General features: G+C 65.9%; 13 protein-coding genes. 2 read left to right on the top strand and 11 right to left on the bottom strand.

Annotated features, from left to right (window positions below; genetic code table 11):
* The 9 genes from ACFO0G_RS16510 to ACFO0G_RS16470 all read right to left on the bottom strand — a co-directional run.
* Positions 1-577 (bottom strand): enolase-like domain-containing protein (locus tag ACFO0G_RS16510; protein WP_465251111.1); only part of this gene is annotated, 577 nt, incomplete at its 3' end.
* A 38-nt stretch (positions 578-615) separates the two neighbouring features.
* The gene (locus ACFO0G_RS16505) at positions 616-2,037 is read right to left on the bottom strand and encodes a mannitol dehydrogenase family protein (RefSeq protein ID WP_376978943.1); all 1,422 of its coding nucleotides are present in this window, start codon (positions 2,035-2,037) and stop codon (positions 616-618) included.
* Positions 2,034-3,437, bottom strand: a complete 1,404-nt coding sequence (gene uxaC, locus ACFO0G_RS16500) for a glucuronate isomerase (protein ID WP_376978941.1) — start codon at positions 3,435-3,437, stop codon at positions 2,034-2,036. The genes ACFO0G_RS16505 and uxaC overlap by 4 nt, the downstream gene beginning before the upstream one ends.
* A gap of 3 nt (positions 3,438-3,440) precedes the next feature.
* A complete protein-coding gene (locus ACFO0G_RS16495) occupies positions 3,441-4,346 on the bottom strand; it encodes a sugar phosphate isomerase/epimerase family protein (RefSeq protein WP_376978939.1) in 906 nt (301 codons plus the stop codon).
* Positions 4,347-4,350: 4 nt separating this feature from the next.
* Entirely contained in the window at positions 4,351-5,514 is a 1,164-nt protein-coding gene (locus tag ACFO0G_RS16490) for a Gfo/Idh/MocA family protein (protein ID WP_376978937.1), read from the bottom strand.
* Positions 5,511-6,359, bottom strand: coding sequence for a sugar phosphate isomerase/epimerase family protein (locus ACFO0G_RS16485; RefSeq protein WP_286401706.1), 849 nt, complete (start codon positions 6,357-6,359; stop codon positions 5,511-5,513). The genes ACFO0G_RS16490 and ACFO0G_RS16485 overlap by 4 nt, the downstream gene beginning before the upstream one ends.
* 2 nt (positions 6,360-6,361) lie before the next feature.
* Positions 6,362-7,285, bottom strand: a complete 924-nt coding sequence (locus tag ACFO0G_RS16480; protein ID WP_286401705.1) for a carbohydrate ABC transporter permease — start codon at positions 7,283-7,285, stop codon at positions 6,362-6,364.
* Positions 7,282-8,292: a carbohydrate ABC transporter permease gene (locus tag ACFO0G_RS16475; protein WP_286401702.1), complete on the bottom strand. Its 1,011-nt coding sequence runs from the start codon at positions 8,290-8,292 to the stop codon at positions 7,282-7,284. The genes ACFO0G_RS16480 and ACFO0G_RS16475 overlap by 4 nt, the downstream gene beginning before the upstream one ends.
* 6 nt (positions 8,293-8,298) lie before the next feature.
* The gene (locus tag ACFO0G_RS16470) at positions 8,299-9,657 is read right to left on the bottom strand and encodes an ABC transporter substrate-binding protein (protein ID WP_286401699.1); all 1,359 of its coding nucleotides are present in this window, start codon (positions 9,655-9,657) and stop codon (positions 8,299-8,301) included.
* A 218-nt stretch (positions 9,658-9,875) separates the two neighbouring features.
* On the opposite strand from ACFO0G_RS16470, the gene ACFO0G_RS16465 reads away from it, so the two are divergent.
* Together ACFO0G_RS16465 and ACFO0G_RS16460 are read left to right on the top strand one after the other, a co-directional pair.
* On the top strand, positions 9,876-10,928 hold the full coding sequence (locus ACFO0G_RS16465; RefSeq protein WP_376978933.1) for a LacI family DNA-binding transcriptional regulator: 1,053 nt from the start codon (positions 9,876-9,878) through the stop codon (positions 10,926-10,928).
* 675 nt (positions 10,929-11,603) lie between these two features.
* On the top strand, positions 11,604-12,140 hold the full coding sequence (locus tag ACFO0G_RS16460) for a hypothetical protein (RefSeq protein ID WP_286401697.1): 537 nt from the start codon (positions 11,604-11,606) through the stop codon (positions 12,138-12,140).
* A gap of 95 nt (positions 12,141-12,235) precedes the next feature.
* Here the strand turns inward: ACFO0G_RS16460 and ACFO0G_RS16455 are convergent, their stop codons facing one another.
* Together ACFO0G_RS16455 and ACFO0G_RS16450 are read right to left on the bottom strand one after the other, a co-directional pair.
* Positions 12,236-13,483: an FAD-dependent oxidoreductase gene (locus tag ACFO0G_RS16455; protein WP_286401695.1), complete on the bottom strand. Its 1,248-nt coding sequence runs from the start codon at positions 13,481-13,483 to the stop codon at positions 12,236-12,238.
* Complete coding sequence (locus tag ACFO0G_RS16450; RefSeq protein ID WP_286401693.1) at positions 13,476-14,771, bottom strand: MFS transporter; 1,296 nt, start codon at positions 14,769-14,771, stop codon at positions 13,476-13,478. Before ACFO0G_RS16450 ends, ACFO0G_RS16455 begins: the two co-directional genes overlap by 8 nt.
* Positions 14,772-14,804: the final 33 nt, after the last annotated feature.

The raw sequence follows: 14,804 nt of genomic DNA, 5'->3' as shown, positions 1-14,804 counted from the left end.
ACGCCCGGGTGTCCCAGTCCTCCTCCACCGGGAACGCACCACGACCCGCAGGCTCATAGTCATACCGCTCCCCCGACGCCTGCGCCTGCGCCGCCACCCCATACAGGGCCTTGATCCCCGGCACCGCCGTCTGGATCCGGATCGACTTGTACCCCAGCTCCAGATGCTCCCGCACCGAATCGAACAACGACTCAATATCCGCACCCGAGGCATGCCCGTACGCCCGCAACCCGTTCCGCGACGCCCCACCGAGCAGCTGGTACACCGGCAAACCGGCTACCTTGCCCTTAATATCCCAAAGAGCCATATCCACCGCAGCGATCGCCGCCATCGTCACCGGCCCCCGCCGCCAATACGAAGACCGGTACAGGAACTGCCACGTATCCTCAATCCGGTGCGCATCCTTCCCGATCAACAACTGCGCCACATGCTCCTTCAAATACGCCGCAACAGCCAACTCACGCCCGTTCAGCGTGGCATCACCAATCCCGGTCACCCCGTCCTCGGTAGTGATCCGGAGGGTCACAAAGTTCCGTGAGGGACTGGTCACAAACACATCGGCGGCAATGATCTTCATGGGGTTTAACTGTTCCTTTCGGAAGTAAAAAGCAGGGTCTAAAGAGGTGAGGGAGTGACGCTTTGGGCTGCGATGGATCCGCACAACCCGTGGACAAGGGAAACAATGCCGGGGTCGTCCGCGATGTCGGCGCTGACCAGGCCGAGCAGGGCCTGGACCCTTTCGCTTCCTTCAAGCGCGTTGGCCGCGTGGATGTTCGCGGCCAGCGGGTCCTGGAAGTCCTGGGTGGCAGCTACGTAGTCGATCCAGGCGGCAAGCATCAGGGCGGCCCCGCTGCCGGTCCGGCCGCTGGCCCGTTCCGCCGTCAGGACGGGTACGGCGCGCATCCGCAGCTTGGTGGTGCCGTCCGCCGCGATCTGTGCAAGCCGGTGGGCGATCCGGGCATTTCCAAACCGCTCCAGCAGTGCCTGCCGGTAACCGGGAACGTCCAGTCCTGCAGCCTGCAGGTGGTGTGCGGCCTCGTCCCAGAAGTCCTCCACAGCCTTCCGGCAGGCGGGGTCGGAGAGGGCATCGGCCACGGTGGCGTGCCCACGCAACTGCCCGGCATAGGCCAGGATGGAGTGCGACCCGTTGAGGAGCCACAGCTTGCGGTTTTCGTAGGGTTCAATGTCCTGCACCACGACGGCGCCGGCCTCCTCCCAGCGCGGACGCCCGGCGGGGAAGTCCCCGCTGAGCACCCAGTTGCGGAAGGGTTCGGCCACCACCGGCGAGCTGTCGGCGTAGCCGCACTGCCCTGCCACTTCCGCGATGTCCGCGTCGGTGGTCCGCGGGGTGATCCGGTCCACGGAAGTACTCACGAAGCTCACGTTCGCTTCGATCCACTCCACCAGTTCGGAACCCCATCCGGATGCCAGGCCCAGGACGGCCCGTCGGGCCACCTCGCCGTTGGCGGACAGGTTGTCACAGCTGACGACGGCGATCGGTCCCGCGCCGCTGTCCCGGCGGCTGGCGAGGGCCAGCACCAGGCGGCCCAAAGGTGTAGCGGGCGCTGTGCCGGCCACCTGTGGTTCCCCGGACGCCGCTGCCGACAGCGCGCGGAGGTCGTCCGCCACACCGGGAGCGCCGCCGTCGAACGTTCCATCCGCAGCCAGCCCGTAGGCGGCCTCGGTGATGGTCAGCGTAACGATCGAGGTCTCTTTCGCCGCCACAAGCTCGCACAGGCGGCCCGCGTCGGCACCGTCCACCGCCTCGACGATGCTGCCGATGACTTCAAAGCTGTCGCCGCCTCCAGACCGCTCTACCAGCGTGTAAAGGCAGTCCTGCGCGGACAGCGCCTCCGCGGCGTCCGGACGGCGTCCGGTGAACGCGGCGATCCCCCACTCCCCTGAGTCCCCGGCATGCTGCGTGTACCAGGCCTGGTGGGAACGGTGGAACGCCCCCAGCCCGAGGTGCACGATGCGCACCGGAGCTGCGGGCAGCGGCTTCAGGCTGCGGTTGAGTACAGGCGGCGCGGCAGTCACAGCTTGAACACCCGCCGCGGCGATGCGTCGATGATGTCCACGATCAGTTCGTGGGCACGTTCCTCGGTGACCCGGTGCTCGGCCACCAGTCGCGCCAGGAATGACGCTTCGATCCGGCGGGCCGTGTCGTGGCGGGCAGGGATGGAGCAGAACGCCCGGGTGTCATCGATGAAGCCCGAGGACCGGGAGAAACCTGCCGTTTCCGTGACCGCCGAGCGGAAGCGGAGCATGGCGTCGGGCGCATCCAGGAACCACCACGGCGCTCCAAGGTAGACCGACGGGTAGAACCCGGCCAGAGGCGCGAGTTCCCTTGAGAACACCGTCTCATCCAGGGTGAACAGGACCAGGTGGAAGTCCTTCGCCGTCCCGAAGTCCTGCAGCAGCGGCCGCACCGCCTCGGTGTAGTTGACTGCCACCGGGATGTCGTGGCCGGTGTCCGCGCCGAAGGCCTCGAACGTGGGCGTGTGATGGTTGCGGAAGGAGCCCGGGTGGATGGTCATGACCAGGCCGTCCTCCACGGACATCCGTGCCATCTGGTAAATCATGTGCGCTTCGAAGGCATCCCGGTCCGCCGCGCTCGCCTGGCCCGTCCTGCCGCGCTCGAAAAGCCGCTCCGCCTCGCCGTCGTCCAGTTTGAGCGTGGTGGGCGTGAAGACGCCGTGGTCCGCGGACACCGCGCCGCGCTCCACGAAGTGGCGCCGGCGCGCCTCGAGGGCTTTGATGTACCCCGCATAGCCGGAGGCGCCGTCGCCGGCAGCTCCGATGAGGCGCTCCACGTTGTCCTGCCAGGCCGGGTGCGCCATGTTCAGGTACTGGTCCGGCCGGAAGGTGGGCAGCACGCGGGCGGCGAACGAGGGGTCATCGTGCAGGGCGGCATGGCTGTCGAGCGAGTCCAGTGGATCATCGGTGGTGGCGAGCACCTCGATGTTGAATTCCTTGAACAGCTCCCGCGGCCGGAAGCCCGGCTCTGAGAGCTTGGCCTGCAGGGCATCGTAGAGCCGGTCCGCGTTGTCCGCGGATGGCTCCCCGCTGATGCCGAAAACGTGGGCGAACTCCTGCCGGATCCAGTAACCGGACGCCGTTCCCTCGAAATTGGGCCACGCCTCGCAGAAGTGGCGCCACACCTGCCGTGAATCGGCCGGCTTGCTGCCGAGGCCCAGCTGGTCCATCGGTACCCCGCCGGCGTGGATCAACCGGGTGACGTAATGGTCCGGAGTGACCAGGAGCGCAGCGGGATCAGGAAAGGGGGTGTTCTGTTCGATTACCGCCGCGTCCACGTGCCCGTGGGGAGAGATGATGGGCAGCCCCTCCACCTTTTTGAAAAGCGACCGCGCGATCTCCCGGACGCCGGGATCAGCCGGCAGCAGCCGGTCCGGGTGGTCCGCTATTGGCTGGCCCATGGCTCACCGCCTCCCTGCCGCGACGGAGAGCCCTGCCAGGGCGGCCGTGGAGCGGAGGTAGTCAAGGTTGTCCGCGGTCCGTTCGGCCAACGGGAGGTCGGTGGAGAAGTCCTCCACTGTCACCCATCCGTCATAGCCGAAGGCCGCGAGCGCCTTGAAGTACTGCAGCACGCTGCCCTGGCCGGAACGGAGGGGAGCCCATTCGTTGCGGTAGACGGCGGCACCGGACTCATCGGTTTCCCCGCTGTTGACCCATACCGCGTTCTTGACGTGCACATGGGCCAGGTAGTCGCCCAGGAGCTCGAAGGCGGGCAGGTAGTCCTCCTGCCCTTCAATGAGGAGGTTGCCAAGGTCATGGATGACGCCTACGTGCCGCGGATCCAGTCCGTCCAGCAGCCGCAGGGCGGAGGACGCGGAGGCGGTGATGGTCCGGTGATGCAGTTCCACCAGCGCCTTCACTCCGTGGTGTGCTGCCCGCTCGGCGATCCACTCGAAGTCGCGCCGGGCTGCCGCGAAGAGCTCCGGATAGGCCGTACCGCTGGCAGGTTCGTTCCCCCATGCCGCTGTTCCCAGCGGAAGTGTGGTTACCCTGACCTTCTCCGCACCCAGCTTGGCCGTGGCGGCGAGCATCCGGTCCACGTCCGCATGGTTGTCGCACCGCGCGTATCCGCCAATCCCGGAAAACTCCAGCCCCGCCCCGTTGGTCAGGGAGGCGATGCGGTCCAGGTGGTCTTCCATTCCCGTGAGCGGGATGGTGGCCCTGTTGCCGGCCCAGAAGCCAGGTGCTGCGGCGTCAGCCTGGTCCGTGATGCGCCATTCGACGCCGTCCCAGCCCTGGTCGGCGAGGTGCTTCACTGCCTCTTCCGGAGTCCAGTCGGGGGTTGATGCCGTGAATACTGAAAACTTCATGGTGTCAGGCGCTTTCTGCCGCGGAGCTGCCGGTGCGGACTTCAAGGTCGTTGTACTTCCCTGCAAGGACGTCGTCGAAGAGGACGGGCTGGCCCAGGGTGGCCGAAACGTACACGGAGCGCACTGCCGCGAGCGCGTTGACGGCGTCACTGACGGTGACGCCGGGCTGCCGGCCGCCAGCGATGGCGGCCAGGATGTCCCGGTATTGGCGCACGTGGCCGGCGGGGTACGTGGTGGGGTCCGCGGCCTTGTAGTCCTCCACCGGGTACTTGGCCAGTTCCTGGTCGGCCTGGTTGCCGCCGCCCTGGAGACCCATGTCCGCCGACTCGCCTCCGGCGTCCTTGCTGTGGAAGTACTGCAGCCGGTCGTTGTCCACCACGGCCGATCCTTCGGATCCCATGAGCTGGACGCGGACGGTCAGCCCGGGGTAGGCGGAGGTGGTGGCGTGCAGGACTGCCAGTCCGCCGTTTTCAAAGGTGACGGTGGCTACGGCAGTGTCCTCCACTTCGATCCGCTCGTGCGCCAGCAGGGCGGTGTGCGCGTGGATTTCCACGGGGCGTCCCATGAACCACAGGAGCAGGTCCACGGTGTGGACGCCCTGGTTCATCAGTGCACCGCCGCCGTCCATGGCCCACGTACCGCGCCAGTCGCCGGAGTCGTAGTAGCCCTGGCTGCGCCACCAGGCAACCGAAGCGATGGCCGAGGTGAGCCGGCCGAACCGGCCCTTCGCGATGGCGTCCGCGACAGCCACGCTGGACTGGTCGAACCGGTGCTGGCTGATGACCGAGGCAACAACTCCCTTTTCCGCGGCTTCCTTTGCGGCGGCTTCAATTTCCTGGGCCCGGGTGAGGTCCACGTCGAGGGGCTTCTCGATCACCACGTGCTTGCCGGCGGCCAGGACCTCCAGCCCCTGCTGGATGTGGAGGCCGCTGGGCGTTGCCAGTGCCACGAGGTCAATGTCTTCAGCCGCGAAGGCCTCCGCCAGGGTGCTGAACTGCGGCGGACGCGGGGCGCCCTGCTTCTCGATGAAATCGGCCAGGGCCTCGGCAGCTGCCGGGATGGCGTCGACGAGGGCGACGATCCGCACCTCCGGGAACTGCTGCAGGGCTACGGCGTGGGTGCGGCCGATGACGCCGCATCCGGTGATGGCTACGTTCAAGGTGCTCATGCGGTCTGGACTCCTGCTTCTGCGGTGACTTTTGCGAAGGCCCGTGCTGCGATGCCGAAGGCTGTGGGCCCGGAAAAACCGCCCAGTCCGTGGGCTCCGGCCAGGTGCGGCTCCAGGGAGGCGAAGCCCTGGTAGCCGTCGGCCTTGAGTGCCTCCACGGTCTTCAGCAGGTCCCCGTCGCCCTCACCGGCCGGCTTGACGTGGCCGTTGGCGAAGAGGGCGTCCTTGACCTGGAGGTATTCCAGGTGCGGGCGCAGTTTCGTGTACGCCTCATCGAAGGGTTTGACCCCCACCTGGACGAAGTTTGCGGCATCCCAGGCAACCTTCAGGGCGGGCGAGTTGACGGTCTCGATGATGTCCAGGACCCGGTCCGGAACATCCCCGAAGATGTCCTTTTCGTTTTCGTGGAGGAGGATCACGCCGGCTTCCTCCGCCACATCGGCGAGGGCGCGCATGCGTTCGATGACGGCATCGCGGATGCTCTCCACCTGCACGGACTCCCCGTAATAGAAGGAGAAGATGCGGATGTACTTTGCATCCAGGACCTTGGCGGCGTTCACGGCCCGGCGGAGCCGCTCCACCTCGTGCTCCACGGGCAGGGTGACATCCACTTTCCCGATGGGCGAAGCGATGGCCGAGACCTTCATGCCTTTCTCCGCCAGCAGGGACGCGAGGGCCTGGAGCTGTTCGTCGCTGAGGTCCACGATGTTGGTACCCCATGCGCTGCGGACTTCGATGTGGTTGGCGCCGAGGGCCTGCAGCACTGCGATCTGGACTGCGGGGTCGTCGTCGATCTCATCACCGAAGCCTGACAGCTGCCAGGTGACCTGGGTGGTCGAAACCATGGTTATTTAACTCCTCCGGCGGTCAGCCCGCCTACTAGGTAACGCTGGAAAATCAGGTAAAGAATGACCACGGGAGCGGCACACACCAGCGCCGCCGCCATCATCTGGCCGTAGTAGGGAATGGCGCCGCCTTCCTGGGAGGCACCAAAGATTTGAAGTGCGACGGCGGCCGTCTGGCTTTCGGGGCGCGTCATCACCGAGGCGAACAGCACGTCGTTCCAGCCGAGCAGGAACGCGAAGATGCCGGAAACAACGATGCCGGGCCAGCTGAGCGGCAGGATGATGCGGAAAAGCACTCCCAGGTTGGACGCGCCGTCGATCCTTGCCGCCTCTTCCAGCTCCTTGGGAAGCCCGCGGAGGTAGGTGACCATCACCCACGTCGAGAACGGCATGGCGAACGTCAGGTAGGTGACGAACAGGCCCCACTGGGTTCCGATGACCTGGATCCCCAGGTAGGTCGCGGCCGAGGAAAACAGGACGAAGACCGGCAGCACCATCAGGGTTCCGGGCACGGACTGCAGGGCCAGCAGCCCCCGGAGGATGGTCAGCCGCCCGCGGAAGGTGTAGCGGACCAGCACGAAGGCGGTGGATACGGACAGTGCAGCCGAAACCACTGCGGTGGCGCCGGCCACCAGGACGCTGTTGGCCAAACCGGTGGCGAGGCCCACGCTGGTCCAGATCTTGGAGTAGTTCTCGAACGTGACCGTCGAGGGCCAGAACTCACCGTTGGCCACCCCAATGTCCGAGTTCACCGAGGCCAGGAAGATGTACAGCACGGGGACCAGGACCAGGGCGCCCAGGAACACCAGGACGAAAATCAGCAGCGGGGTCGGGAGCAGCCGCAGCACCTCGTGCTGCCGGTGCGAGCCCGGCCGGTCGACTTCAAACGTTGGCGCACTCCGCCGGGTGGCTGTCGTGGCGCTCATTTTTTGCCTCCTGGTGTTTCGGCGTCATCAAGTTTGACGGCGCGGAGGTAGACGAACAGCGGGATGGCGATGAGCACCAGGGAAATGAAGGCCATCGCGGCGCTTAGGCCAAAGCGGAAGCTCTGGAAGCTGGTGACGTACGTCAGGATGGGCAGGACTTCGACGTCGGACGGGGCCGGAACGCCGAACAGCACGAACGGGAGGGTGAAGTTGTTGATGTGGTGCAGCATCCCGATCAGGAACGCCAACGCCAGCGGGCCCTTCAGGTAGGGGAAGACCACGTACCGCAGCTTGTTCCACCACAGTGCCCCGTCCAAGGCCGAAGCTTCATGCACTTCATGGTCCACGGACTGCAGGCCGGAGAGCGCCAGCAGGTAGATGAACGGCCAGGAGGCCCAGATCTGCACCAGGACCAGCGTCCAGAAGGTTTGGGGGCCGTTAAGCCACAGCCCAACATGGATCCCCACTGTGCCCAACGCTTCGTCCACGATGCCGCCGGGCTGGAGCATGGTCCGCCAGACGGTGGCCACCACGAAGGACGGGAGGACGTAGGGAATCAGGAAGATCGACCGGATCACCGCGCGGCCCTTGAAGGCGTTCTGCGTGGCCACAGCGGCGGCGATGCCCAGCGGCAGCGTGACCACCATGGCCAGGAACGAGTAGCTGACGCTGAGCCAGACGGCGTGCAGCAGCGGCGAAGCAGTGACAGCTTCAACGAAGTTTTCGGCTCCGATGAGCGGTGCACTGATCCACTTCCGCAGGGTGTATTGGTCCAGGTTGAGGACCGACATGTAGATGCCCAGCAGGAGCGGGAGCACGATGATGATGATCATCAGTGCCCCGCCGGGGATCAGCATCCAGAGCGGCCGGTTGCGTTCGCTCAGTCCCTTGCGGCGCTTGCCGCCCTTGTGGCCGGGCTGCTGCCCGGCGTCGTCTGTGTTCCGGGGCGCCCGGCTTGCGGCGGTATCCGCCGCAAGCCGGACTTCATGTGAGGCGTCGGTTGACATCAGGACTTATCCTTTGGAGGCCCGGTCCAGGGATGCCTGGCCCTTGTTCTGGGCGTCCTTGATCCTTTGGTCCAGGGCGGACTCGTCCACCTTGCCGGCGGCCAGGTCCGGAATGGACTGGACGGTGACATTCAGGAGTGCGAGCTGGATATCGCCCCAGGCACCGGTAAAGGGTGTCGCCTTGGACTTGGCAGCGGCGTCAGCCATCGGCTTGAGCTTCGGATCGGTCAGGCTGGCGAGGGCCTCGGCGTTGGCCGGCAAATCGCCAAAGATCTTCTGGTAGTTCAACTGCTCATCCTTCGACGTGATCAGCTTGATGTAGGCGAACGCAAGGTCCTTCTGCTTGGAGTAGTCGGCTACCACCAGGTTGTCACCGGAGAGGATGCTGGCGGCGTCGCCGTCGGACTTGGACTGCGTCTCACCCGGGGGGATGGTGGGCATCAGCGTGTACTCGTATTTGCCGGCTATGGCCGATTTATCGAGCGTCGGGATAGAGGTGCCAGTGGTCATCATCAGGTAGCCGGCCTTGCCGCTGGCAAAGGCCGCCACGGCGTTGCTGTTGCTCCAGCCGACGGAAGCAGGGTCAACAACCTTGTCGTCGGTCAGCCACCCGAAGTAGGTCTCGTACGCCTTTTTGACGGCGGGATCGTCCAACTTCAGTTTGTTTCCGTCAACCAGGGGGTTGCCGGCCTGCACGGACATGGCCCAGATGAACTTCCAGGGATCGTAGTTGTCCTTGTAGCCGGTGGCGATGCCGTAGGTATCACCCTTGGTCATCTTCTTCGCCTGGGCTGCCAGTTCGTCCCAGGTGGTGGCGGGCTTGTCGATGCCGGCCGCTGCCAGCAGGTCCTTGTTGTAGGCCATCACGAACGGACGGCTCACGAACGGGATGCCTGCCTGATGGTCCTTGTCCGGACCGGAAATGCCGAGGGCGGCGGGGTTGAAGCGGTCCTTGCCGCCCACTGCCTTCCAGTCATCATCCGAGAGGGTGACGAATGCTTTGGTGGCGTAGGCCGTAGGCGTGAACGTTGTGCCGAGTCCATAAATGTCAGGTCCCTGGCCCGATACCACCGAGGTCTGGATCCGGGTGAGCTCGTCATTGGCCGAGGCGAAGGTCTCAAATTTCACGTCGGCGCCGGTTTCAGCCTTGAACTTGGCGGCGATGTCGCTTTGCCATTGTTTCTGCTGTTCGGGGTACTGGGCCAGGACGCCGGTCAGGACATTGAGGGTCTTGCCCGCTCCGTCCACCTTTCCACCCGCGTTGGAACCTCCGCCGCTTCCGGAGCCTCCGGACCCACAACCGGTCAGGGCGAGTGCTGCAGCCGTGACAATTGCCGCGAGCCCAGTAGTCGATTTAAACCTCATTGTTTTTCTCCTCTTGGACACCCGCATGGCCACATCCGTCCTGTGGCGGAGATCACTGCAGGCGACTCGAAATTCAGTCTAGGAAGATGGCAAGTGGGTGGCAAGCGGTTGCCAAAAATTGCCATAAATGCTCAGATAGATGCATCAGGTATCAGACGGCGGACAGCGTTTGAGCCCCAAAGGGCCGGTATTCCGGGCCGCGAGGAAAGGCCGCAGCGATGGCAGACCCCACAATGAAGGCGTCAGGCCCGGCCAGCTTGAGCGCCGGCGCCCAGCGGGACCGGCCGCCCACCATCCGGGATGTGGCGGAACTGGCAGGAGTTGCCACTTCCACCGTGTCACGCGCCCTCGCCCGGCCGGACCGCGTGAATCCCCGGACCCGGATTCGGATCGAAGAGGCGGCTGCCCAGCTCAATTACGTGCCCAGCTCCCAGGCCCGGGGCCTCAGTTCCGGACGGACCAACGCCGTGGCCGTGCTGGTTCCTGACATCACCAACCCGTTTTACTTCGACATCATCCGCGGCACGCAGCACCAACTCAAGGCTGCAGGCGTCACCCAGCTTCTGGTTGACACGGAAGAGTCCAGCGAGATGGAACTGGATGCCCTGCACAAGATGCGGAAGTCGGCCGACGGGTTCATCCTTGCCGCCTCACGCCTGTCGGACGCCCAGCTTGCCGAGGTGTCGCAGTCTCAACCCTTGGTAACGTTCAACCGCGCTTCCACCAGCGCCCCCACAGTGATGATCGATACGCCGTCCGCCATCATCCAGGCCCTGGAACACCTGGCTTCGCTGGGCCATCACAAAGTTTGCTACGTCGCCGGCCCACCGACCTCATGGTCCAACCAGATGCGGTGGAAGGTCTTCGACGAGGATGCCACCAAGCGTGGAATGGAAGTGCACCGCATTGGCCCCTACACCCCGAAGACCACATCGGGGGCCGCCGCCGCCGACGCGGCGGTCAGGACCGGGGCAACGGCCTGCATCGTCTTCAATGACCTGCTGGCCATCGGTATGCTGCAGCGCCTGCAGGCCCGTGGCATCCGCGTTCCCCAGGACATGAGCATCATCGGATCGGACGATATTTTCGGTGCGGACTTCTGCAACCCGCCGCTGACTACCATTTCCAGCCCCATTGAACAGGCTGGCCGGGTGGCGGTGTCCATGCTGCTGGCCCAGCTCAACCCGCTGCCCGGCAGCGCCACCCGCCAACTGGCCGTTATGCCCACGCACCTCACCATCCGGGAATCGACCGGCCCCGCGCCGGCGTAGGCCTCATCCATTGCTCCGTAGTTGTCGTTTTCGGGGGTCAAAACGGCAGTTACGGAGCAGTCGATGGAGTCCCTGCCCGAGCTTGCGAGGTTCGGCGGGGAGCAATCGGAGGGTTCCCTGGCACGAGGAAGTCATCACGGACATGGTCCGCGGCCTGCAGCTTGCCGGGCGCTTCGCCGCGGAAACCCGCCGCATCCGCGGCACCCTGGCCTTCACGCAGCTCGACTACGTGGCTACGCTGTGGACCCGCCGCAATTGGAGCCAAACCGCGAGCATGCCCTGGAAGTGCTGGCGGACAGCTGGTACCACCTGCTCTGCGACGAAGGCTAACCTCCGCTCCCGCGTCCGGTTCGGGGCCCGCCGTGGGTATGGGTGGCACCTATGGGAGCGGCCTGCAGGACAACCAGCAGGCAGGGGCCACCTATTACCAGGCCGTAGCCTACCGGACCCCTTGGCCACCAGAGCATACTTGGGGCACCACTCAAGTCACGGACGACGAATCGTCCAGCCGCACCCTCACCGACAGCTCCGGGGAATCCTGCCGGCACCATGGCGAAGGGTGGGTGGAATCTTCCTCCATCGCTTCGCATCCCCTGCAGGCAAAACCTTGCACCGAAGACCTGCAGGGAGGCCTGTACAAACAACATCGGTCTCGAAAAGGGGTAAAGATCAACGATGAACCGCACCAGGACGGGGTTGCTGTCCGCAGCCTCCGCTGCCGTACTTGCCCTGGGAGTTGCTCCCGGAGCTGCCGTGGCCCATGGCGGATCCGGGCACGGTGACTCCGACAACAGCGACGACTGGCGGAGCAATGATGATCAGCGCCGGCTGGTCAAGACCCTGCGCGACGTTACCGACGACTACCGGTGGCTGGAAAACGCGGAGGCGGACGGCTACCGGAAAATCACTGAATGCATCGACAAACCCGGCGTCGGAGCCATGGGCTTCCACTACGCCAGGCAGGACCTGATCGATGACAAGACCCAGGCCCGCAAGCCCGAGGTCCTGGTGTACATGCCCGACGAGGACGGCCAGTACGAGCTGGTAGCGGCCGAATTCATCTCGACGGCGGCCGACCGGCCTGAGCTCGCCGGCCTCGACTTCGAGGACGGACCGTTCCCCGGTTCCTACGCGCTTCACGCATGGATCTGGCGGGACAACCCGGACGGCATGTTCGCTTCCTATAACCCGGACCTGAGCTGCCCCACGTAAGTCCCCGCCGGACGCCCGCACCCAGCCCATGCAAAAAGCGGGCGTACGACGCCGGGAGCCACCCGCCGTCGTACGCCCGCCCTGGACCGCGGTGCTTAGGCTTCCACCAGCTTGGCTCCGGCCGGAACCTCGGCCGGTGCGCCGGGCTCGTTGCGGCCGTACAGCCAGTCGTTGTACTGGAAGTTGTTGTCGCCGCGGCTCTTGAACAGCATGTTGCGTAGGACGCGTGCCACGCCGTCAACGTGCCAGGACTCGCCCCAGATCCGGGCGGTGCGCTGGACGCGGGCGGTGCGGGCTGCGCGGGTTTCGTTGAACTCGCGGAAGGCATCCTCCCACGCACCGGCGTCGATGCCTTCGGGCGTGAAGACGCGGTTGCTGGCGGCGTCCTGCAGCACGGCCGCGTCCTCCAGCGCCTGGCAGGCGCCCTGGGCCAGGTACTGCAGCATCGGGTGGGCGGCATCGCCGATCAGCGCCATGCGGCCGGAAACCCAGTTCTCGATCGGGTTGCGGTCATACATGGGCCAGCGGATGCCGGTAGCGAGGTTCTTCAGGGCTTCCTGCACGGCCGGGACGCAGTCGGCGTAGGCGGCCTCGAGCTCGTCTACGCCGCCATACTGCTCTTCGCCGCGCTCGAAGGACGGGGACTTGAATACTGCCACGGTGTTGAGCAGTTGGCCCTTCCGCAGCGGGTACTGGACCAGGTGGCAGTTGGGGCCGAGGTAGACGATGACGTCCTCCAGGTCCGCTGCAGGGGTTTCCTCCGTGATGGGCACGGTTCCGCGGTACGCCACGTAGGCGGAGTTGACCGGGCCGTCATTGGCAACGGTGCCGCGGAGGGTGGACTTCAGCCCGTCCGCAGCCAGGATGGCGTCTGCCTCGAAAACCTCGCCCTTGGCGCTGTAGGCCCGCGCCCGGTCGCCGTCGGTTTCCACTTTCTGCACCAGGACGTCGTTCACCAGGGTGACGCCGGCTTCCTGGCATGCTTCGAGCAGGATCCGGTGCAGGTCGCTGCGGTGGATCACCACGTAGGGGGCGCCGTAGCGTTCCTCGAACTCGCCGCCCAGGGTCTGGCGGGTCAGTTCCTCCCCGGTGACCGCGTCGCGGAACACCAGGTGCTTGGGCTGGACGCCGATTTCCAGGGCTTTTTCCAGCAGGCCCCAGCGCTTGAGGACGCGGGAGGCGTTGGGGGCTATCTGCAGTCCGGCACCAACTTCACCGAAGGCCGGTGCCACCTCAACGAGCGTGACGTCGGCGCCGTTTTCGCGCAGTGCCAGCGCGCCGGCCAGTCCGGCCATGCCGCCACCCACCACCAGGACATCGGTGGAATCTTTGACGTTAGACATTGGAAACTCCTACTGCTGTTGATTTCTTGATTTTGATGCCGACTGCAGCGATCAGGACTGCCGCTGCGGCTGCTGCTCCGGCAAATGCCAGGAAGTTGGAATTCACGCCCAGGCCCGCTGCGAGCAGGAGCCCGCCGGCCTGCGGTGCGGCCACGGCCCCGATCCGGCCCACGCCCAGGGCCCAGCCCAGGGCGGTACCGCGGAGGTGCGCGGGGTAGTGGCTGGCCACGGCGGCGATGATCAGGCATTGGGTGCCGTGCGTGCCTACGCCGGCAAGCACCAGCATGAAGTAGACGACGGCGACGGGCGGCCCGGTCACCAGGACCACCAGGGCGACGGCCGCCACCGCCGCTGCCGCGATGGCCGTGGGGATGGGCCCGAAACGGGTGCCTGCCCAGGCCGTCAGCACCGAGCCCGCCACGGCGCCCAGGTTGAGCGCCAACGCGAACGTCAGGGCGGACCCCAGGTTGTATCCGGCCAACTGCATGAGGTTGGGCAGCCAGGTGCCCAACCCGTACCAGGCGAAAAGGGTCACCAGGGTGCCGATGGCGAACAGCAGGCTGATGCCGAGATAGGGTGCCCGGAGCAGGGAGCCGAAGCCGACGGCTTCCTTGGCGGTGCCGCCCCCGGCGGCGCCCGTTTTGGTGGGGGCCAGCGTCTCCGGCAGGTAGCGGATGCCCAGCGGGATGACCACCACCAGGGCGACGACGGCCACCAGGAACATCACGGGCCAGCCGAAGGCCGGGATCAGCGGGATGCCGACGAGGGCGGCGATGGAGCCGCCGATGGGAACGCCGGACATCATCAGGGTGGCGATGGTGGAACGCCACTTTTCCGGAACCAGCTCGGCCACCAGGGCATTGGCGGACGGGACCAGGCCGCCCAGGCCGATTCCGGCCAGGAGCCGCAGGCCGCCGAAGACCGGGGCGTTGGGTGCGAAGGCGCAGAGGATGGTGAAGAGGGAGAAGACGACGGCGCAGCCGATGATGGTGCGTCGTCGGCCCCAGGTATCGGACATGCGGCCGGCGAAGACCGCTCCGATCATCATGCCGACGAAGGCCATCGAGCCGATGGTGCCGGCGGTGGCCTTGGTCAGGCCCCAGCCGGTGTCGTTGATGAGCGAGCCCTGGACGGTGCCGTAGACGATCAGGTCATAGCCGTCGAAAACGACCAGCAGCCAGCACACCAGGACGGCGAGCACGGAACGCCGGGGAAACCCGGAAAGGCCTGCGCCCGGGGCGGGGGCGGCCATGCGCTGCGGCGCTGCAGCGGAAGTTGTGTGATTCATCCCACCACTGTGCTGGCAGTCATAACGGGTGGC

Source organism: Arthrobacter sedimenti (genome assembly GCF_042652025.1).
GTDB classification, from domain to species: Bacteria; Actinomycetota; Actinomycetes; order Actinomycetales; family Micrococcaceae; genus Arthrobacter; species Arthrobacter sedimenti.
This window is presented reverse-complemented; position numbering and strand designations above follow the sequence as displayed.

What these genes read in the sequence shown, in the direction of transcription:
- ACFO0G_RS16450 (WP_286401693.1), bottom strand. Translation starts at nt 14,771, where the DNA reads ATGAATCACACAACTTCCGCTGCAGCGCCGCAGCGCATGGCCGCCCCC.
- ACFO0G_RS16465 (WP_376978933.1), top strand. Translation starts at nt 9,876, where the DNA reads ATGGCAGACCCCACAATGAAGGCGTCAGGCCCGGCCAGCTTGAGCGCC.
- ACFO0G_RS16455 (WP_286401695.1), bottom strand. Translation starts at nt 13,483, where the DNA reads ATGTCTAACGTCAAAGATTCCACCGATGTCCTGGTGGTGGGTGGCGGC.
- ACFO0G_RS16475 (WP_286401702.1), bottom strand. Translation starts at nt 8,292, where the DNA reads ATGTCAACCGACGCCTCACATGAAGTCCGGCTTGCGGCGGATACCGCC.
- ACFO0G_RS16470 (WP_286401699.1), bottom strand. Translation starts at nt 9,657, where the DNA reads ATGAGGTTTAAATCGACTACTGGGCTCGCGGCAATTGTCACGGCTGCA.
- uxaC (WP_376978941.1), bottom strand. Translation starts at nt 3,437, where the DNA reads ATGGGCCAGCCAATAGCGGACCACCCGGACCGGCTGCTGCCGGCTGAT.
- ACFO0G_RS16495 (WP_376978939.1), bottom strand. Translation starts at nt 4,346, where the DNA reads ATGAAGTTTTCAGTATTCACGGCATCAACCCCCGACTGGACTCCGGAA.
- ACFO0G_RS16480 (WP_286401705.1), bottom strand. Translation starts at nt 7,285, where the DNA reads ATGAGCGCCACGACAGCCACCCGGCGGAGTGCGCCAACGTTTGAAGTC.
- ACFO0G_RS16490 (WP_376978937.1), bottom strand. Translation starts at nt 5,514, where the DNA reads ATGAGCACCTTGAACGTAGCCATCACCGGATGCGGCGTCATCGGCCGC.
- ACFO0G_RS16460 (WP_286401697.1), top strand. Translation starts at nt 11,604, where the DNA reads ATGAACCGCACCAGGACGGGGTTGCTGTCCGCAGCCTCCGCTGCCGTA.
- ACFO0G_RS16485 (WP_286401706.1), bottom strand. Translation starts at nt 6,359, where the DNA reads ATGGTTTCGACCACCCAGGTCACCTGGCAGCTGTCAGGCTTCGGTGAT.